22 protein-coding genes and 1 other RNA gene are annotated in these 18078 nt (G+C 63.7%); 10 read left to right on the top strand and 13 right to left on the bottom strand.

Annotated elements, in window-relative coordinates; genetic code table 11:
* Nucleotides 1-68: 68 nt before the first annotated feature.
* Nucleotides 69-1259, bottom strand: coding sequence for a vWA domain-containing protein (locus tag QFZ88_RS11685; protein WP_024922884.1), 1191 nt, complete (start codon nt 1257-1259; stop codon nt 69-71).
* A gap of 395 nt (nt 1260-1654) precedes the next feature.
* On the opposite strand from QFZ88_RS11685, the gene QFZ88_RS11680 reads away from it, so the two are divergent.
* Nucleotides 1655-2716 (top strand): GH25 family lysozyme, encoded by a 1062-nt coding sequence (locus tag QFZ88_RS11680; protein ID WP_024922883.1) that lies wholly within the window; start codon nt 1655-1657, stop codon nt 2714-2716.
* Nucleotides 2717-2817: 101 nt separating this feature from the next.
* Here the strand turns inward: QFZ88_RS11680 and QFZ88_RS11675 are convergent, their stop codons facing one another.
* Nucleotides 2818-3264, bottom strand: coding sequence for a GNAT family N-acetyltransferase (locus QFZ88_RS11675; RefSeq protein ID WP_024922882.1), 447 nt, complete (start codon nt 3262-3264; stop codon nt 2818-2820).
* 203 nt (nt 3265-3467) lie between these two features.
* Here QFZ88_RS11675 and QFZ88_RS11670 point away from each other — a divergent pair, with 203 nt between their 5' ends.
* Nucleotides 3468-3992: a hypothetical protein gene (locus tag QFZ88_RS11670; protein WP_179654209.1), complete on the top strand. Its 525-nt coding sequence runs from the start codon at nt 3468-3470 to the stop codon at nt 3990-3992.
* Here QFZ88_RS11670 and QFZ88_RS11665 read toward each other — a convergent pair.
* Nucleotides 3903-4742 (bottom strand): AAA family ATPase, encoded by an 840-nt coding sequence (locus QFZ88_RS11665; protein ID WP_024922881.1) that lies wholly within the window; start codon nt 4740-4742, stop codon nt 3903-3905. The two genes, QFZ88_RS11670 and QFZ88_RS11665, sit on opposite strands and share 90 nt — an antisense overlap.
* A gap of 144 nt (nt 4743-4886) precedes the next feature.
* On the opposite strand from QFZ88_RS11665, the gene ssrS reads away from it, so the two are divergent.
* A non-coding RNA gene (gene ssrS, locus QFZ88_RS11660) (6S RNA) lies at nt 4887-5043 on the top strand.
* Here ssrS and QFZ88_RS11655 read toward each other — a convergent pair.
* On the bottom strand, nt 5041-5532 hold the full coding sequence (locus QFZ88_RS11655; protein ID WP_036254063.1) for a GNAT family N-acetyltransferase: 492 nt from the start codon (nt 5530-5532) through the stop codon (nt 5041-5043). The genes ssrS and QFZ88_RS11655 overlap by 3 nt on opposite strands.
* Nucleotides 5533-5582: 50 nt before the next feature.
* On the opposite strand from QFZ88_RS11655, the gene QFZ88_RS11650 reads away from it, so the two are divergent.
* Nucleotides 5583-6167, top strand: coding sequence for a 5-formyltetrahydrofolate cyclo-ligase (locus tag QFZ88_RS11650; protein ID WP_024922879.1), 585 nt, complete (start codon nt 5583-5585; stop codon nt 6165-6167).
* Between the two features lie 11 nt (nt 6168-6178).
* On the opposite strand, the gene QFZ88_RS11645 is transcribed toward QFZ88_RS11650, so the two are convergent.
* The gene (locus QFZ88_RS11645) at nt 6179-6562 is read right to left on the bottom strand and encodes a hypothetical protein (protein WP_024922878.1); all 384 of its coding nucleotides are present in this window, start codon (nt 6560-6562) and stop codon (nt 6179-6181) included.
* 139 nt (nt 6563-6701) lie between these two features.
* Here QFZ88_RS11645 and QFZ88_RS11640 point away from each other — a divergent pair, with 139 nt between their 5' ends.
* Together QFZ88_RS11640 and QFZ88_RS11635 are read left to right on the top strand one after the other, a co-directional pair.
* Nucleotides 6702-7526, top strand: coding sequence for a TIGR00282 family metallophosphoesterase (locus QFZ88_RS11640; RefSeq protein WP_024922877.1), 825 nt, complete (start codon nt 6702-6704; stop codon nt 7524-7526).
* 83 nt (nt 7527-7609) lie between these two features.
* Entirely contained in the window at nt 7610-8368 is a 759-nt protein-coding gene (locus QFZ88_RS11635) for a TerC family protein (RefSeq protein WP_024922876.1), read from the top strand.
* Between the two features lie 47 nt (nt 8369-8415).
* On the opposite strand, the gene QFZ88_RS11630 is transcribed toward QFZ88_RS11635, so the two are convergent.
* Genes QFZ88_RS11630 through QFZ88_RS11620 form a run of 3 tightly spaced genes read right to left on the bottom strand, consistent with a single transcriptional unit; the run spans nt 8416 to nt 9799 of the window.
* Entirely contained in the window at nt 8416-8886 is a 471-nt protein-coding gene (locus tag QFZ88_RS11630; RefSeq protein ID WP_024922875.1) for an SRPBCC family protein, read from the bottom strand.
* A gap of 46 nt (nt 8887-8932) precedes the next feature.
* The gene (locus QFZ88_RS11625; RefSeq protein WP_024922874.1) at nt 8933-9295 is read right to left on the bottom strand and encodes a glyoxalase/bleomycin resistance/dioxygenase family protein; all 363 of its coding nucleotides are present in this window, start codon (nt 9293-9295) and stop codon (nt 8933-8935) included.
* 21 nt (nt 9296-9316) lie between these two features.
* Nucleotides 9317-9799 carry an SRPBCC domain-containing protein gene (locus QFZ88_RS11620; protein WP_024922873.1) on the bottom strand — a complete coding sequence of 161 codons (483 nt, stop codon included), beginning with the start codon at nt 9797-9799 and terminating at the stop codon, nt 9317-9319.
* A 51-nt stretch (nt 9800-9850) separates the two neighbouring features.
* On the opposite strand from QFZ88_RS11620, the gene QFZ88_RS11615 reads away from it, so the two are divergent.
* Nucleotides 9851-10171: an ArsR/SmtB family transcription factor gene (locus QFZ88_RS11615; RefSeq protein WP_024922872.1), complete on the top strand. Its 321-nt coding sequence runs from the start codon at nt 9851-9853 to the stop codon at nt 10169-10171.
* Between the two features lie 63 nt (nt 10172-10234).
* Here the strand turns inward: QFZ88_RS11615 and QFZ88_RS11610 are convergent, their stop codons facing one another.
* Nucleotides 10235-10636: a cupin domain-containing protein gene (locus QFZ88_RS11610; protein ID WP_024922871.1), complete on the bottom strand. Its 402-nt coding sequence runs from the start codon at nt 10634-10636 to the stop codon at nt 10235-10237.
* Nucleotides 10637-10710: 74 nt separating this feature from the next.
* On the opposite strand from QFZ88_RS11610, the gene QFZ88_RS11605 reads away from it, so the two are divergent.
* A complete protein-coding gene (locus tag QFZ88_RS11605; protein WP_024922870.1) occupies nt 10711-11517 on the top strand; it encodes an AraC family transcriptional regulator in 807 nt (268 codons plus the stop codon).
* Nucleotides 11518-11527: 10 nt separating this feature from the next.
* On the opposite strand, the gene QFZ88_RS11600 is transcribed toward QFZ88_RS11605, so the two are convergent.
* The 3 genes from QFZ88_RS11600 to QFZ88_RS11590 are packed head-to-tail and all read right to left on the bottom strand — an operon-like array spanning nt 11528 to nt 14383.
* Nucleotides 11528-12601: an ABC transporter ATP-binding protein gene (locus QFZ88_RS11600; protein ID WP_024922869.1), complete on the bottom strand. Its 1074-nt coding sequence runs from the start codon at nt 12599-12601 to the stop codon at nt 11528-11530.
* 37 nt (nt 12602-12638) lie between these two features.
* Nucleotides 12639-13469, bottom strand: coding sequence for an ABC transporter permease (locus QFZ88_RS11595; RefSeq protein ID WP_024922868.1), 831 nt, complete (start codon nt 13467-13469; stop codon nt 12639-12641).
* Nucleotides 13466-14383, bottom strand: coding sequence for an ABC transporter permease (locus QFZ88_RS11590; protein ID WP_024922867.1), 918 nt, complete (start codon nt 14381-14383; stop codon nt 13466-13468). Before QFZ88_RS11590 ends, QFZ88_RS11595 begins: the two co-directional genes overlap by 4 nt.
* 325 nt (nt 14384-14708) lie before the next feature.
* Here QFZ88_RS11590 and QFZ88_RS11585 point away from each other — a divergent pair, with 325 nt between their 5' ends.
* Together QFZ88_RS11585 and QFZ88_RS11580 are read left to right on the top strand one after the other, a co-directional pair.
* Nucleotides 14709-16127 carry an aminotransferase gene (locus QFZ88_RS11585; protein WP_024922866.1) on the top strand — a complete coding sequence of 473 codons (1419 nt, stop codon included), beginning with the start codon at nt 14709-14711 and terminating at the stop codon, nt 16125-16127.
* 160 nt (nt 16128-16287) lie between these two features.
* Complete coding sequence (locus tag QFZ88_RS11580; RefSeq protein WP_024922865.1) at nt 16288-17058, top strand: pyrroline-5-carboxylate reductase; 771 nt, start codon at nt 16288-16290, stop codon at nt 17056-17058.
* Nucleotides 17059-17086: 28 nt separating this feature from the next.
* On the opposite strand, the gene QFZ88_RS11575 is transcribed toward QFZ88_RS11580, so the two are convergent.
* The gene (locus QFZ88_RS11575) at nt 17087-17977 is read right to left on the bottom strand and encodes a DMT family transporter (RefSeq protein ID WP_024922864.1); all 891 of its coding nucleotides are present in this window, start codon (nt 17975-17977) and stop codon (nt 17087-17089) included.
* Between the last annotated feature and the right edge of the window lie 101 nt (nt 17978-18078).

The following is an 18078-nucleotide window of genomic DNA, read 5'->3' as shown; positions in this document are numbered from 1 at the left end:
CTTACGGCGGCTTCGCCGCCTGCTCAGGCACCTTCTCCCCCAAAAGGAGAAGGGGAGCGATGCGCCGTTCAATGCTTGCGCGACAATTGCCGGGTTGCGGTTTCGAGGCCGGCCAGCGTCAGCGGGTACATGCGGCCGCCGAAGATGTCGTGGATCATGCTGATGGAATGCGTGTAGCCCCAGTGCTGCTCGCGCGTCGGGTTGAGCCAGACCGCGTTCGGCCATTGGTGGAGCACGCGCTGCAGCCAAATCGTGCCGGCTTCCTTGTTCCAGTGCTCGACCGCGCCGCCGGGTGAGACGATCTCATAAGGGCTCATCGCGGCGTCGCCGACGAAGATCACCTTATAGTCGTGGCCATATTTGTGCAGCACGTCGAAGGTCGGGATCTTCTCGGTGTAGCGGCGGCGGTTGTCCTTCCAGACGTCCTCGTAAAGGCAGTTGTGGAAGTAGAAATATTCGAGCTGCCGGAACTCGGTTTTGGCTGCCGAAAACAGCTCCTCGACAACCTTGATGTGGTCGTCCATCGAGCCGCCGACATCGAAGAACATCAGGAGCTTGACCGCATTGCGCCGCTCGGGACGGGTCTGGACGTCGAGATAGCCATGCTCGGCGGTGGCATGGATGGTGCCCGGCAGGTCCAGTTCCTCCTCGGCGCCTTCGCGCACCCAGCGGCGCAGGCGTTTCAGCGCGACTTTGATGTTGCGGGTGCCGAGCTCGACGCTGTCGTCGAAGTTCCTGAACTCGCGCTTGTCCCAGACCTTCACCGCGCGGCGGTGGCGGCTTTCGTCCTGGCCGATGCGCACGCCCTCGGGATTGTAGCCATAGGCGCCGAAGGGTGAGGTGCCGGCGGTGCCGATCCATTTCGAGCCGCCCTGGTGGCGGCCCTTCTGTTCCTCCAGCCGCTGCTTCAGCGTCTCCATCAGCTTCTCAAAGCCGCCGAGCGCTTCGACCAGCTTCTTCTCCTCCTCGGTCAGCGTCTTTTCGGCCAGCCGGCGCAGCCAGTCTTCGGGGAGGGCGGCGACGTCGATGCCGCCTTCGCCCGAGATCGCCTCGACGCCCTTGAAATAATGCGAAAACACCTGGTCGAAGCGGTCGATGTGGCGCTCGTCCTTCACCAGTGTGGCGCGGGCGAGATAATAGAAGCCCTCGACATCGTAGCTGACGAGATCGGCTTCCAGGCTTTCCAGCAGAGTGAGGTATTCCCGCAGCGAGACGGGAACCTTGGCGGCCTTCAGTTCGAGGAAGAAGGGGATGAACATGCCGCCATTTTGCTTCGGCGGTGGCGGGGAGGCAAGGGCGGGAACTCGACCTTCTCCCCTTGCGGGAGAAGGTGGCTCGGCGCGCAGCGCCGAGACGGATGAGGGGTGTTGGAAGAAACGAGACGATCAAGGAATTGGCGCTATCTTGTGATCATTCCAAGTTCGGAAAGGTCGCGCTCTGGCCAACACCCCTCATCCGACCTCGCCTACGGCGGCTATGCCGCCGGGGCTCGGCCACCTTCTCCCGCAAGGGGAGAAGGGAAGAGGGTAGGAACGCCACACTCTTGGTAAAAATAAGATTCAGCCTTTTTTGGTAATTTCCCGTTAGCAATTGGAACTGATGGGGCCGCGGTATCGGCTTCCGTCTCCGGTTCTTGTTTTGCGTACGGGTTCTCATGCGTTTCACCACGGTGTCGGCTATCCTGCTTGCCTGCGCGGCGCTTGCCAGCTGCGCTTCCCGTTCGGGCATGGACGAGATCCTGGCGCCGGGGCCGTCGTCGGAGACGACCAGCTCGATCGCCCGGCCGAACAGCCCGGTGCCGACCGCCGATATCAAGTCCGAACTGCGCGCGGCGCCGGCGCCGCAAATGGCGATGGCGGCGCCCATGCAGGAGCCGTCATTCCCCGAGACGGAATCCTTTGCCGGTCCGCAGCCCAGCATGCCGGTCATGCCGATGCCTGCCGCGATGCCCACGGCGAAGCCCGCGATCATGACGCCGGCGGAAAAGCCGGTGATCCGCAAGGCGGCGATCGTGCGCGGCGAGGTTTTCGCCCGGCGCTTCCGCGACGCCAAGCCGATCAATTTCGGCCGCGCCACTTCGCCCAAGCAGCTCGCCGTGCACGGCGTCGATGTCTCGCGCTGGCAAGGCGACATCGACTGGGACAAGCTGCGCTCGCAGGGCGCCAACTTCGCCTATATCAAGGCCACCGACGGCGGCGACCACCTCGACCCGATGTTCAAGAAGAACTGGCGCGAGGCAAACGAGGCCGGCCTCAGGCGCGGCGCCTATCACTTCTTCTACTGGTGCCGCACTGCCGGCGAACAGGCCGACTGGTTCATCCGCAACGTGCCGAAGGTGGCCGGCGCGCTGCCGCCGGTCATCGATGTCGAATATAATGGCGAGTCCAGCTGCACGCGCCGCCCGTCGCGCGAAAAGGTGCTGGAGAAGATGAAGGTGTTCATGGACAAGCTGGAGCGCCACTACGGCCAGCGTCCGGTCATCTATACGGCGCCGGACTTCTACCGCGACAACCTCAAGGGCGAATTCCTGGACTATTCGTTCTGGCTGCGCGCGGTGGCACAGCATCCGGGCAAGGTCTATCCCGGCCGCAAATGGGTGTTCTGGCAGTACTCCGGTTCCGGCCTGTCGCACGGCGTCGCCGGCCGCATCGACCTCAACGCCTTCCACGGCTCGGAAGAAGACTGGCACGACTGGGTGGCCGACAAGTCGAGCTGATGCGCAAATTCAAAGTGTTGGAACGACCTTTGCGCGTCCGAATGGACGCGCGGCGCCCTAATATCCCGGCGGCCCCGGGCAGGTACCACCGGAAGGCCTGATTACAGCAGATCGTATTCGATGAAGCCGGTGCGCCGCGCGACACGGTCGTAGAGCTTGCGCGCGGTGGCGTTGGTCTCATGCGTCATCCAGTAGACATTGGTGACGCCGGCCGCCTTCGCCTCTTGCTTGACCGCGTCGATCAGCGCCGAACCCACGCCCTTGCCGCGGATGTCCGGGTCGGCGAACAAGTCCTGCAGATAGCAATTGTTGGCCTCCGCCCAGCAGGAGCGATGATACATGTAATGGGTCAGGCCGACGGGCTTGCTATCGAGAAGCGCGATGAAGCCGCGCGGCTCGTATTCGCCCGGCGTGAACAGCCGCTTCCAGGTGAGCTCAAAGGTCTCCGCCGGCAAAATGGTGTTGTAGAATTTGAGATAGGCGACCCACAACCGGCGCCATTCGGCATGGTCGGACTGTTCGAGAGGGCGGATGACGATGTCGGACATGGTGCGGTTCCCCTGAATTACGCCGATGTTCTAGCCCGGCACGCGCCGTCGGCGCGATGGCACAGGCGCGGGGTTTTTGTTGTTAGAGGCGCGTTTGCGCCGTGTTCGTCATTCCGGGCAAGCGAGCAAGGCGAGGGTAGATCTGGACCCATAAAGCGGTACGGCCGGGACCTGGGTTCGCGCAAACGTTAGTGACTCGAACGGTGCAGGGCGAGGACCGGGCCGGGCTCGACGATGTTGCGGCCAATGGGTTCCGGCTCTCGCTCCGCTCGGCCGGAATGACGGCGGCGTATGCTGGCGACATCGCAAAAATCGCAGATCGTGCCGGCAAACGGCATCGTGGCGCCGCGTTCGTCATTCCGGGCAAGCGAGCAAGGCGAGCGCAGACCCGGAACCCATTGAGCAGCACGGCCGGGACCTGGGTTCGCGTTGACGGGAATGAAGCGCACAGCACCGGTTCAGCCGCATGGACGGTTGAAGACGAGGATCGGGCCGGGCTCGACGATAGGGCGGCCAATGGGTTCCGGCTCTCGCTGCGCTCGGCCGGAATGACGGCGGCGTATTTGGCGACACCGCAAAAATTGCAAGGAGCGCCGGCCAGCGGCACCGTGCCTGGGATCGCTATCGCGGACCGCTTCTCACCCCTGCCGTCTGGCCATGAACGCCAGCCGCTCGAAAAGGTGAACATCCTGTTCGTTCTTCAAGAGCGCGCCGTGCAGCTTGGGTAGCGCGTTCTTGGGGTCGGCGCGCAGGTCTTCCGGCGAGACGTCGTCGGCGACCAGAAGGCGAATCCAGTCGAGCGCCTCCGAGGTCGAGGGTTTTTTCTTCAGGCCCGGCACTTCGCGGATCTCGTAGAACTGGGTGAGTGCTGCACGCACCAGGCTCTGCTTGATGCCGGGATAATGCACGTCGACGATGCGATGCAGCGTGTCGACGTCGGGGAAGCGGATGTAGTGGAAGAAGCAGCGGCGCAGGAAGGCGTCGGGCAATTCCTTCTCGTTGTTGGAGGTGATGATGACGATGGGGCGCACCGCGGCGCGGATCGTCTCGCCGGTCTCGTAGACAAAGAACTCCATGCGGTCGAGTTCCTGCAACAGGTCGTTGGGGAACTCGATGTCGGCCTTGTCGATCTCGTCGATCAGAAGCACGATCTTCTTGCCGGCGGCGAAGGCATCCCACAGCTTGCCGCGCTTGATGTAGTTGGCGATGTCGTTGAAGCGGGCATCGCCCAGCTGGCTGTCGCGCAGGCGCGAGACGGCATCGTATTCGTAGAGGCCCTGCTGCGCCTTGGTGGTGGACTTCACGTTCCATTCGATCAGCTCGAGGTCGAGGCCCGCCGCCACCTGGCGGGCAAGCTCGGTCTTGCCGGTGCCTGGCTCGCCCTTGACCAACAGCGGCCGCTCGAGCGCGATCGCCGCGTTGACCGCCACCATCAGGTCCTTGTCGGCGACATAGGCCGAGGTTCCTTCAAAACGCATCAAAAACTCCAGTTCCGTCGCGACGAGCCTAGAGGCGGGTTGCGGCAGGGGCAAGCGTCCGGTTTCGTCGCTTCTCCACAAGGGGAGCGGCTAATGTTCGATCGCCTCTGGCAAGGCGGTCGGCATCGCTCTATATTTGCCGGTGACGGTCTGCGCCTCGCGGCAGGAGAGACATTTCCCCGGGGCCTTATTGATCTCGAAGGGAGCTGTCCCTGACCGGACCCGTGGGTTCGGACATATGGCGCCCACCTACTTTGTAGGTTCCCGGGATCAACTTCTCCACCGGTCGCGTGGATCGTCACTCACCTCCCCGACCGGCAGGCAAAAGCTTGCGCATGACGATGGCGGCGCCGAAACGCATCTGCTGTTCGCCGATGCGGGTGAAGCCGCAGGCTTCGTAGAAGCTGAGCGCATCGGGATTGGCGAGAACGCGCAGCCATGTCGCGCCAGCGTCGATCGCGACCCGTTCCAGATGCGCCACGAGCAGCCTGCCGATTCCCTGCTTCCAGTTGTCCGGCTCGACGAAGAGGCCGTCGAGTTCGGCTTCGTCTTCCGATTGCGGCAGCATCACGCCAAATCCCACTATCCGCCCCTGCCGCTCCGCGACATAGACCAGTCCGGCCGCGATCTGTTCGGCCGGCAGCTCGATTGCATCGGGATGGGCAAGCAACTGTGCCTGATCGCTTGGCGAGGCCAGGGAAGCCCGGCGCTGCAGGTCTTCCAGCAACAAGCGTTCGGCGATGCCGGCCTGCCTGATGACGATTGGCAACGATTGCGAACGATCTGGCATGATGGCGGCTCTGGCGTTTGGTCGCGCGACCCTTCTATAAAGATCGCATGATGACGCAATCCAGAACCCTGAAGAAAGAACTGCGCAAGGAGGCGCTGGCCCGCCGCGACGCGCTCGACCCGTTCTGGCGCATCGAGGCCTCGCTGGAAATGGCCGAGACCGCGCGGGATCGGATTGCCTTCGAACCAGGCGCGATCGTCTCCGGCTTCTGGCCGATGCGCTCGGAGGTCGACGTGCGGCCGATGATGTTCGCACTGCGCGAGCACGGGGCAAGGCTGTGCCTGCCGGCGATCCTCGACAAGACCACCATCGTCTTTCGCGAACTGGTGCGCGGGGCGCCGATGGTTGACATGGGGTTCGGCACGGTCGGCCCGCACGAAGAGGCCGAGGTTCTCGACCCGGCGATCATGCTCATCCCGCTTGCCGCCTTCGACGCGCGCGGCCACCGCATCGGCTATGGCGCCGGCTATTACGACCGGGCGATCGCCAGGCTGCAGGACGCCGGCAAGGAACCCCGGCTGATCGGCATCGCCTTCAATTGCCAGGAGGTCGCAAAGGTGCCGGACGAAGCGCACGACGTGATCGTCCCGGAAATTTTGACCGAAAGCGGGTTGCGGCGGTTCGAAGCGCCGTAGGCTGAACAACGCTAGGGTTGGATCCCGCCGCGTGCTGGCCAGAGCCAACGAATGAGCATTCTCAAAGCGGTCATGGCAAGGGTCATGATCGCGAACACGCCGATCAAATGGACGGCGCTTTCCGTCTTGTCGGGCAAAATCAGGATCAGGGCAGCCGAGAGGAGAGCGGAGTCCAGCAGCAGGAACTCCACCCATGTGGTCGTGCTGCGTGTGGCGTCGTTGTCTCGGGTGAAATGCTGTCTCAGTCCAAGGCTGGCCAGAATGTACATCGGCCCAATCAGCGACTTCAGAAATACGGTCTTGGCGGGATCGCCGTTGAGATACGCGCCGAGCGCAAACAGAAGCCCGAGCGAAATTGGCTCGAAATAGGCAAGCAGAATTGCCTTCCTTGTCATCACTGACACCTCTCAGTGTGCGCGTGTCGCAAGTCTATCGCAGTTCCACAGTCGAGCAAGCACGGGTTGCTGTGGGATTGAGCCTGGTGTGCCGCGCCTCCACTTGCATGATTTCGCTACAGCCCTGTAGAAGCGTCTCATGAGACTTCTTTTCCTCGGCGACATGGTGGGCAAGACGGGCCGTACGGCGGTGTGGGAGCAGCTGCCCGGGCTGATCTCCGATTTCCGGCTGGATTTCGTCATCGTCAATGGCGAGAACGCCGCCGGCGGCTTCGGCATCACCGAAGAGATTTTCCGCGAGACGATCGCCGCAGGCGCCGACGTGGTGACCACCGGCAATCATGTCTGGGACCAGCGCGAGGCGCTTGCCTTCGCGCCGCGCGAGCAGCGGTTTCTCAGGCCCGCGAATTTTCCAAAGGGCACGCCAGGGCGCGGCTCCGGCGTCTATATCGCCAAGAACGGCGCGCGCGTGCTGGTCTCCAACATCATGGGCCGGGTGTTCATGCATCCCGAGCTCGACGATCCGTTCCAGGCGGGCGAGCGCGAGCTGGCCGCCTGTCCGCTCGGCGAACAGGCCGACGCGGTGGTGATCGATTTCCACGCCGAGGCGACGAGCGAAAAGATGTGCTTCGCGCATTTCGTCGACGGCCGCGCCTCGCTGGTGGTGGGCACGCACACGCACCAGCCAACGGGCGACCATCAGATCCTCAATGGCGGCACCGCCTACATGACCGACGCCGGCATGTGCGGCGACTACGATTCCTCGCTTGGCATGGACAAGGAGGAGCCGCTCAACCGGTTCCTCTCCAAAGTGCCGAAGGGCCGCTTCGAGGCGGCCAACGGACCGGCAACGCTGTGCGGCGTCGGTGTCGATATTTCGGACCGCACCGGCCTTGCCGAGCGCATTGCGCCGTTTCGCCGCGGACCGAGACTGGAAGAAACCGCGCCGTCCTTCTGGTCATGACATTGAAGACGGCGGCAGCCATACCTAACTGCCGCCGGACATGACACGCCTGCTTCAGATCGTTTGAGGGGAGAACGACCTCCATGCAGCTCATAGAGTTTCTTGCGCCGCATTTCGCCTTCGTCAATGACCCGACCGCCTGGGCGGCGCTGATCACGCTGGTCGTGCTCGAGATCGTGCTCGGCATCGACAATCTGATCTTCATCTCGATCCTGACCAACAAGCTGCCGGAAGCGCAGCGCGCGCAGGCGCGCCGGCTGGGCATCGGCGCGGCGCTGATCATGCGGCTTTTGCTGCTGGCGACGATCTCGATCATCGTGCAGCTGACGACGCCGGTCTTCACCGTCTTTGGTCAGGGCTTCTCATGGCGCGACCTCATCCTGATCGCCGGCGGCCTGTTCCTGGTGTGGAAGGCGACCAAGGAAATCCACCACACCGTCGATCCCGAGGACCATCAGGACACGATGATCGGCGGCACGCTGCAGATGAGCCTGGGCGCAGCGATCTTCCAGATCCTGCTGCTCGACCTGGTGTTCTCGATCGATTCCATCATCACCGCCGTCGGCATGACCGACGAGATCGCCATCATGTATATCGCGGTGATCGTCACTGTCGGCGTGATGCTGGTGGCGGCGACACCGCTGGCCAATTTCATCGCCAAGAACCCGACCATCGTCATGCTGGCGCTGGGCTTCCTGTTGATGATCGGCATGACGCTGATCGCCGACGGCATGGGCTACCATGTGCCCAAGGGCTACATCTATGCCGCCATGGGCTTCTCGGCGCTGGTCGAGGGTTTGAACATGCTGGCCCGGCGCAAGAAGAAGAGCGGGGGGAAGTAAAAGGGCGCTTCCTTCTCCCCTTGTGGGAGAAGGTGAGGCGCCTGGTCTTATGCTCCAGGCACGCCTTGCGGATGCCGGTCGACGATTAGGCCGATGGCGATGCCTTGCTCCAGCCATGCCTTGGCGCCGGCGAGAACCAGTGCGAAGCCGTCGGTGGAATCCAGCGCGCTTTTGACCTGTGCGTCGAGGCTGCCCTGGAAGCCCGAATTGCGGATGGCGACGAAGGTGGCGGCGCCGTCCAGCATCGGGGTGAAGGTCCATTCCACCGTAGTGGCGGGATCGCCCCAGCCGACGACGATCTTCTTGTCCTTCACCAGTTCCCTGACCTCGACCGGCGACTTGAAGGCGTACATGCGCCATTCCCATTCGACGGGACGGCCGGCATCGAGCCGGGCGCTGCCATGGGTGAACCAGAATTTCGACGTGACCGCCGGATCGACGAAGGCTTCGTAGACGGTCGCGACGGGTTTGCGGATCAGCATTCCGACCGAGGCGACGGGGGCTTCATGCAATTCCATCTCGCTGCTCCTTCAGGCCAGCATTTCGGTTGGGGTTCACGTGGCGTCACCACGCGTCCGGTTCGCGCACCATATGGACGATGTTGGCGGGGTTCATGACCCAGCCGCCGCGAAAGCCATCGCCGAGCGGTTCGATCGGATCGCAGCGCACCACGCCGGCATCGGCCAATTGGCGCAGCGCGCCGGTGGAATCGGGCGTGAACAGCTCCAGCCAGACCTCGGCCTGGCTCATCGTCGCGCCCTCGTCGATCCAGAGTTGGTTGGGGCCGAGCTTGAAGCCGACCGCCGGCGCTTTCTCTGTGATCGGCTCAAGGCCGACGGTGTCGCGGTAGAAGGCGATGGTCGTTTCATACTGGTGGCTCGGCACCTTCATGGCGATGTTGATGCCGCCTTCGAGTTTTACGGTCATGGGGTCTCCGTTCGATGTGGTTCAGATGTTGTCGGGATTGGCCGGCTCGCCCCTCATCTCGGAGCGGTAGTAGCCGTCGCGCAGATTGATGCCGTGTTCGACATAGGCCTTCATGCAGGCGAGCATCTGCGACCAGCCTTCGCAGTTGATGTAGGAGCGCTTGCGCCCGGTCTCGGTCTCGCGCCAGCCCTCCTCGGCGATGGTGACGAAGGTGCCGCCGTCGTCCAGGGGTTCGAAGTTCATCTCGATACGGGTCTTGTAAGCCGGCTTCTCGTCCGGCCCGCTGCCGTCCCAACGCAAAACGATCCGGCGCTCGGGCACCACTTCGTCGACCTCGACCGGGATTTCCCCCCACCAGGTGACGGTGGTGCCGGCGACCAGCGGCGCCGAGGCGCCGCGGACAGTGGTGAAATAGCCGCTTAGCTTGGTTGGATTGACGACGGCGTCGAACACTTCGGCCACGGGCCTGCCGATGCGGCCCGAAATCCTGAATGCGATGGACATGTCCACAGGCTCCTGCTTGAAATTTCGCCCATTGTGTTATAAAAACATAACATGTCAAGTGAAGTCAAAGACGACCATGTTTTCAAGGCCTTGGCGCATCCGCGCCGCCGCATGATCCTGGACGAACTGAAGGACGGGCCGAAAACGACCGGCACCTTGTGCGAAATTCACGCCGACATGGACCGCTGCACGGTGATGATGCACCTGAAGGTGCTGGAAGACGCCGGCCTGGTGGTGGCGCGCCGCGAAGGGCGCGAACGCTGGAACCATCTCGACGCGCTGCCGATCAAGCGCATCCACGACCGCTGGATCAGCGAATACGCCACGCATGCGGTTTCGATCCTCGACCGGCTGAAGGCCGATCTCGTTTGAGATCGGCTCGACATCGGGAAACGTCGGGAACCGGTTCGCGCAAACGACGCGTGAAAATCAGGCCTACGGGGCGACGACGTCCGGGCCGTCGACATTGACGACCGTTTCGCCACGCCCGACGCGGACGAAAACGTAGTGAACATCGTCGCCGCCCTCGACAATCTGGCAGCGATGGATCGCGCGGCGTGGAAAATACGCGTAATCGCCCTTGCCGATCTCGAATGATTCAGCGCCGTTTTCGCCGTAATCCACGCGAATACGACCGGACAGCATGAACATCACGCTGTCGAACTCCTGATGGTGATGCCACTGGCTTGGTTCGGCGAGCGCGGTCACGTGGCACTGGCCGACCCAAAGGTCGCCGGCTTCCAACGCCTTTCGCCGGTTCTGGCCCGGCGTGATGGGACCATCGACCAGCTGGTCCGACTTTACGTATCCAATCTTTTGAAAAAGGCCGTCGCTCATTGCCGTGTCTCCATGAAAGGTTCGCGATCTCGCGCCTGTCTTGAAAAGCGCGACCAGCAGGCTACGCTTGTCGAATGGAGACAACCGGCCATTTTCTGTCGCCAACAAGACAGGCCGAAATCCTGCCTTTCGAGACGGCGCCGCGATCGGTCGTGGGATATGCCCGCGACTATCCGTCGGGGCTCTCGACAGGGTTCCACAGCCATCCGCGCGCCCAGTTGCTGCATGCGGTGTCGGGCCTGATGCGCGTCGAAACGCGGGGTTCGAGTTATCTCGTTCCGCCGACCACGGCATTGTTCCTGCCGACAGATGTACCGCACGCCGTCAGCATGGACGGCCCCGTCGCCATGCGCGAGCTTTTCCTCAGGGAAGACGCGGCAAGGCGGGTGGGAGACCAGCCGAAGGTCATAACCGTATCGGGCCTGCTGCGTGAGATTGTCATCGCTGTCTGCGCCGAGCCGATCGAATGGGAAACACAGGGCAGGGGTTATCATCTGGCGGAACTGATCCTCGACGAAATAGCCAGATCGACGCCGTTGCCGATGCGGTTGCCGCTGCCGCGCGATGCCCGTCTTCTTCGCGTGGTCTCGGGCCTTCGCGATCGTCCGGACGACAAAAGGAACCTGGAACAATGGGGCGAGGTGGCGAATGCATCCAGCCGCACCCTGGCCAGGTTGTTCCGCGTGGAAACCGGCCTCAGTTTTCGTCAATGGCGGCAGCAGACGCGTCTGACCGAGGCGCTGAGTGCCCTGACGATGGGCATGCAACCGACCAGGGCCGCCGCCATCGCCGGCTTCGATAGCGTTCCGGCCTTCGGATTGGCGTTCCGGCAATTTTTCGGAATGACACCCGGGCAAGCCCGGCGTTTGCGGGACGGTTGATCCCTCGAAACTAATCCGCCATCGCCACCAGCGCGTCGCGGTCGTAGCCGAGGCGGATGGTGGCGCCGACCGGAATGTCGTCGGCGCCGAAATCATTGGTCTCGGTCACCGACAGCGGCTTTTCCAGTCCGGGGATGTCGACGATCAGGTGGGTGATCTCGCCGAAATAGTGCCGCTCCACCACGCTGCCCGACACTTCGTATTTGGCGGTTGCCTGGTCCCACAGAACGCGCAGCCGTTCCGGCCGGATGCCGAGCGTGGCGGCGGCGCCGTTGCGCACGAAAGCCTTCGGCTTTTCGGTGGTGACGCGGCCGAAGCCCAGCGTGTCGACGGTGATGGAAGAGCCGTTTTCCTCGACGATCTCGGCCTTGACGAAATTCATGCCGCCAAGGAAGTCGGCGACCTGGCGGTTCACCGGCCGCTGGTAGATTTCCTTCGGCGAGGCGACCTGGGCGATGCGGCCGCCGAACATGACGGCAATGCGGTCCGACATGGCGAGCGCCTCGTACTGGTCGTGGGTGACCAGGATGAAGGTGATGCCGACTGCCTGCTGCAGCCGGCGCAGTTCCACCTGCATCTGTTCGCGCAGCTTCTTGTCGAGCGCCGACAGCGGCTCGTCGAGCAAGAGAACCTTGGGCCGCATCACCAGGGCGCGGGCGAGCGCCACGCGCTGGCGCTGGCCACCGGACAATTCATGCGCGCCGCGTTTGCCGAGGCCAGTCAGCGAGACCATGGCCAGTGCTTCGTCGACCCGCCGCTTCTCCTCGCCCTGGTCGAGCTTCAGCCGCTTCAGCCCGTAGCCGACATTCTGCTCGACATTGAGATGCGGGAAGATGGCGTAGCTCTGGAACACCATGTTGGTGGGGCGCCGGTTGGCCGGCACGCCGACCATCTCCTGGCCATCGACGACGATGGTGCCTGAGGTCGGGTTGTCGAAACCGGCGATCATTCTGAGCAGGGTGGTCTTGCCGCAGCCGGAAGGCCCGAGCAGGGAAAAGAACTCGCCCTCGCGAATGGTCACGGTGGCGTCGTCCAGAGCCTTGAAGGCCCCGTAGTTGCGGGTGACGCCCCTGATCTCGATCATCGGCCGCTCGGAGGCGCTGCGTTCGGATTGCGGCCGGTCAAGCATGCAGGAGACCCTCGGACTGGGTGCGCCGGGCGGCGCGGCGGCGCAGGATTTCGGCGATGGAAAGAAGCACGAAGGAACCGACCAGAAGCAGCGTGCCGAGCGCCAGCACGCCGGGCAGCTTGGCGGCGAAGCGCAACTGGCCCCAGATGTAGATCGGCAGCGTCGCGTCGGTTCCGGTGAGGAAGAAGGCGATGATGAACTCGTCGAGCGAAATGGTGAAGGAAACCAGCAGGCTGGAGATGATGGCCGGCGTCACCATCGGCAAGGTCACGCGCCGGAAGGTGCCGAAGGCGCTCTCGCCGAGATCGGCCGAGGCTTCCTCCAGGCTGCGGTCGAAGCCTTCGAAGCCGGATGTCAGCACGGTCATCGAATAGGGGATGCAGACCAGCACGTGGCCGAGCACGACGGTGAACAGCGACAGGCTGAGGCCGAGCTGCAGCATCACCAAAAGCATGGAGATGGCGACGATCACTTCGGGCAGCACCAGCGGCGCCATGATCAGGCCATGGATGGGCCGGCGGGCGGGGAAACGATAGCGGGTGATGGCGCGCGCGGCGAGGATGCCGAGAACGGTGGACAGCACCGCGGCCGAGACACCGACGATCAGGCTGTTCCAGGCCGCATCGATGAGGGCCGGCGTCTTCGGCAGATCGCGATACCATTGCAGCGTATAGCCGGAGAGCGGGAATTTGGGCGAGGCCGAGATGTTGATCGAGAAGATCGGCAGGAACAGCACCGGCAGGTACAGGAAGCCGACATAGAGCACGGCATAGGCCGTAAGCCAGGAGCTGCCGCTGGGCAGGAAGCGCTTGAGGGTACTCATCGCGCCAACCTCGCGGCGGTGCGGATCAGGAAGACGGCAGCGCCCGCCATCAGGCTGACCACGACCATGGTGGTGACGGAAAGCGCGGCGCCCAGCGGCCAGTTCGCCGCTTTGCCGAACTGCGCCTGGATGGCGTTGGCGATCATGACGCCGTCCTTGCCGCCGACCAGCTTCGGAGTGACGTAGTCGCCAACCGTCGGGATCATGACGATGAGCAGCGCCGAGATGACACCGGGCGCCGACAGCGGCAGCGTCACGCGCAGGAAGGAGCGCAGCGGCCCGTCGCCGAGATCCTTGGCCGCCTCGATCAGCGTGCGGTCGACTTTTTCGAGCGACACGAAGATGGGCAGGATGGCGAAGGCCGCCCAGGCGTGGGTCAGCGTGATGACGACGGCGCTGGTGTTGTAGAGCAGGGCGGTGGATGGCTCGCTGATCAGGCCGAGCCCCATCAGGCCGGAATTGAGGACGCCGTTGTAGCCGAGGATGACCTTCCACGACATCACCCGCAGCAGGTAGCTGGTCCAGAACGGGATGGTGATGAGGAACAGCCATAGGCCCTTGTGGCGGCCGCCGTGGAAGGAAATGAAATAGGCGATCGGATAGGCGAGCACGACGGTGAACAGCGACACCATCAATGAGACGTAGAGCGAGCGCCACAACAGGTCGAGATAGATCGGCTCGGTCAGCGCGATGCGGTAATTCTCGAGCGTGAAGGTGTGGTCGATGGTGAGGTAGTGCTGCGTCCAGAAGGAATGGGCGAACACCACCAGGATCGGCACAACCAGAAGGATGAGGGCGTAAAGAAAAGTCGGGCTGATCAGGGCAAGGCCCTGGGCGGATTCGGATTGCAGAAGCGTCTTTCGTCTGATGCCGCCCGCGACCAGCGGCGGCGACCCTTCCGCGGCTGCCGTCATTGCGGCGCTCCGGGCAGCGCTCCAAGCGCATATGCGGTCGCTGGCCTGGATTGTCCCGCCATGCTGCCTTCCCATCAAGCGCCGGCTTGTTCCCAATCTTCTGTTTCGAGCCGCTCCGTGCCTGCGTTTTCACGCACAGGAGCGAGCGGCTCTCGTCTTGCCGGCTTCCTTCATCATGAGCGCATCCACCGATTGAAATCAAGCGGTATTTCTGCGATATTGATTGAACGACCATTCAAAATCATGTGAAGAAATCCGGATTTTCCAATGGTTTGAGTGTCTTGTTGAGGCGAACGTCACTTTGAGGATCGAAAGCGAGGCGAAGATGGCTGCGGTGCGGCAAGCAAGAACGGGCGGAGGGGATGCCGAGGCCGGGCAGGATGCGGTGGAGACGGCGCGGCGCCATCTCGTGCAGCCGTGGCCGATGGCGGGTTCGGTCGGCGCCGAGGCGCGGGCGCTGATCGGCGAAGGCGACGGCATCTACATCACCGACGGCAACGGCAAGCGGCTGATCGACGGGCCGGCCGGCATGTGGTGCATCAATGTCGGCCATCGCCGCGAGGAACTGGCCAAGGTGATGTACGACCAGGCGATGCAGCTCTCCTACAACACGCCCTGGTACACGATGAACGCGCCTTCGGCCGAACTCGCGCGGCGTATCGCGGACCATGCGCCGGGCGATCTCAGCCACGTCTTCTACACCACCGGCGGCTCCTCGGCGGTGGAGACGGCGCTGCGCTTCATGCAGTTCTACAACAATGTGCGCGGCCGGCCGGAGAAGAAGCTCATCCTGTCGCGCGGCGGCGCCTATCACGGGTCGACCTACCTGGCGGCCTCGCTCAACGGCCGGCCGCGCGACCGCGACTGGATGGACGGCGCCGACGATCTGGTGGTGAAGCTGTCGTCGCCCGATCCGTTCCGCCGGCCGAAGGGCATGGATGTCGCGGCCTTCGCCGACATGCTGGTCGCGGAATTCCGCGACAGGATCGCGGAGATCGGCGCCGAAAGGATCGGCGCCTTTGTCGGCGAGCCGGTGCAGGCCTCGGGCGGCGTCATCCTGCCGCCGGACGGCTACCTGAAACGCATCCGCGCCATCTGCCGCGACAACGACATTCTCTTCATTTCCGACGAGGTGGTGACCGCCTTTGGCCGGCTCGGCCATGTCTTTGCCTCGGGTGAGGTGTTCGGCATCGACCCCGACATGATCACCTTCGCCAAGGGCGTCACCTCGGGTTATTTCCCGCTGGGCGGCGTCGTCATCTCGGAGCGTTTGCTGGAGGAATTGCGCCGCTCCAACCATCCCGACGCGATGTTCGCGCATGGGCTGACCTATACCAGTCACCCGGTCGGCTGCGCGGTGGCGCTCAAAAACCTCGACATATTGGAAGACGAGGTGCTGGCGCATGCGCGTGCGGTCGCGCCTTATTTCCAGGCGCGCCTGAAGACGCTGGAGGAACTGCCGCTGGTGGGCGAAGTGCGCGGCTTAGGGCTGATGGCCTGCGTGGAATGCGTGGCCGACCGCGAAAGCAAAAACCCGCTGCAGCTCGACCGGGCGGTCGGTGTGCGCATCGACGCGCATTGCCATGAGCTCGGCCTTCTGGTGCGGCCGCTGATCAATATGTGCGTGATGTCGCCGCCGCTCACCATCAGCCGCGAGCAGATCGACGACATGGTGGCGATTCTGCGCGAGGGCATTTCGCGGACGATGGAGGATCTGCGCCGGGAAGGGCTGTGGCAAGGCTGACGGGAGCTGTTGCGATCATCCTGGCGGATAAAAATGCTGGCTCCGGTTTCGGCATCCGACTATGCCTGATCGGGCGTCCGCGCGATCACGGCGCCGCCGACAAGGCGGCCCGTTTCGTCGCCGCGGAAACCCGTCTTAACCGCCAGCACAGGACATTCGCATGAAACTCGGCTTCATCGGCACAGGCGCGCTTACGGCCGCGATCGTCGCCGGGCTGAAATCGGTCGCCGACAATTCGGTGTCGGTCGTGCTGTCGCCGCGCAATGAGGAAATCGCGGCCGGGCTGGCGGCCCGCTATGCCGACGTGCGCATCGCGGCCGACAATCAGGCGGTGCTCGACGATTGCGATACCGTCATGCTGGCGGTGCGGCCGCAGATCGCGCATGAAGTGCTGCCGGCGCTGCGGTTTCGTTCCGACCATCGCGTCGTCAGCCTGATCGCGACGCTGTCGGTCGAAGAGGTGGCCGGCCTGATCGGGCCGGTGGCAACGGTGACGAAGGCGCTTCCGATGCCGATGATCGCGCACAGGCAAGGCGCGACCATCCTGTTTCCGCCGGATCCCGCCATGGCGGCTTTTTTCGGCCGGCTGGGCAAGGCGATCGAGGTTACCGACGCTGACGAGTTCAACGCGCTGAGCGTCGTCACCGCGACCTATGCCAGCTACTTCAAATATCTCGATACGATCCACAGCTGGCTGGAGGGCCATCAGGTGTCGGGCGAGAAGGCGCGCGATTATATCGCCACGCTGTTCAAGGCGCTGGCCAACGCGCCGGACAGGGCCCCGGACGCCGGTTTCATGCATCTGGCGCAGGAATACGCGACCCGCGGCGGCATCAACGAACAGGTCCTGCGCGAACTGACGGAGCGGGACATGTTCGGCGCCTTCGCGCAAAGCCTGGAAGGTATCTACCGGCGCATCTCAAAGTCATAAGCCGGCAAGCGAGGACGCGCCCGGCCGGTCAGGCCGCCGGTTCCTCGACGGTGGCACTCTTGTTGTGCCACAGCAGGATAAGCCCGGCGAAGACGATCAGGCTGGCGCCGGCGATGGTGGCAGGGCCGGGCACTTCGTGGAAGGCGAGATAGCCGATGAGCGCGGCGCCGACCAGTTCGAGATAGACCAATGGTGCCAGCACCGAGGTTTCGGCGAGGCGGAAGGCGATGATCAGCATCAGATGGCCAATCAGCGAGAAGATGCCGAGCCCGGCGAAGAAGACGAGATCGCCCCAGGCCGGCGTCGACCAGGTGAGCAGCGCCTGCGGCATCAACAGCACGGCGCCCAACGCGCATTGAAAGGCGAGCGTCTTGACCGGGTCGCTTTCCAGCGCCGCCTTGCGGGTGACGATCATGTAGCAGGCGAAGGCAAGGCCGGAAGCCAGCGCCAGCAGGATGCCGGGTTCCATCGTGCCAACGCCCGGCCGCAGGATGACCATGGCGCCGGCGAAACCGAGCGCCAGGCTGATGCCCTTGCGCGTCGTCATGCGTTCGCCCAGCACGACGACCGACAGCACCATGGCGACGACCGGGGCGACGAAATAGGCGCTGATGGCGGTAGCCAGCGGGATGTGGGAGATGGCGACGAAATATAGCGACATCGCCGTCACCAGAAGCACGGTGCGCAAGATATGCGCGCCGAGGCGCTCGGCCGGAAACAGATGCCGGCCATGGCGTGCGAAGGCATAAGGCAGGACGATGATCGAAGCCGCTGCATAACGCGCCCAGCCGATGAACAGCGGCGAATAGTCAGCGCTCAGATATTTCGCCAGCCCGTCGACGATCTGGATGGCGAACGCCACCGCGGCCATCAGGATGATGCCTCGGGTCTGCGGGGAAAGGCCGGTGGGTGCCGTCATGGCGGGCTTCTAGCGCGAAGCCCTGCTCCGATACAGCCAAACAGGTTGATCCAGTCGGTCGCGATTTGCGACAGCAGGTCGGGCGCCAAACTTCTCCCGCG

It is taken from the genome of Mesorhizobium sp. YL-MeA3-2017, assembly GCF_030814575.1.
GTDB classification, from domain to species: domain Bacteria; phylum Pseudomonadota; class Alphaproteobacteria; order Rhizobiales; family Rhizobiaceae; genus Mesorhizobium; species Mesorhizobium terrae.
This window is presented reverse-complemented; position numbering and strand designations above follow the sequence as displayed.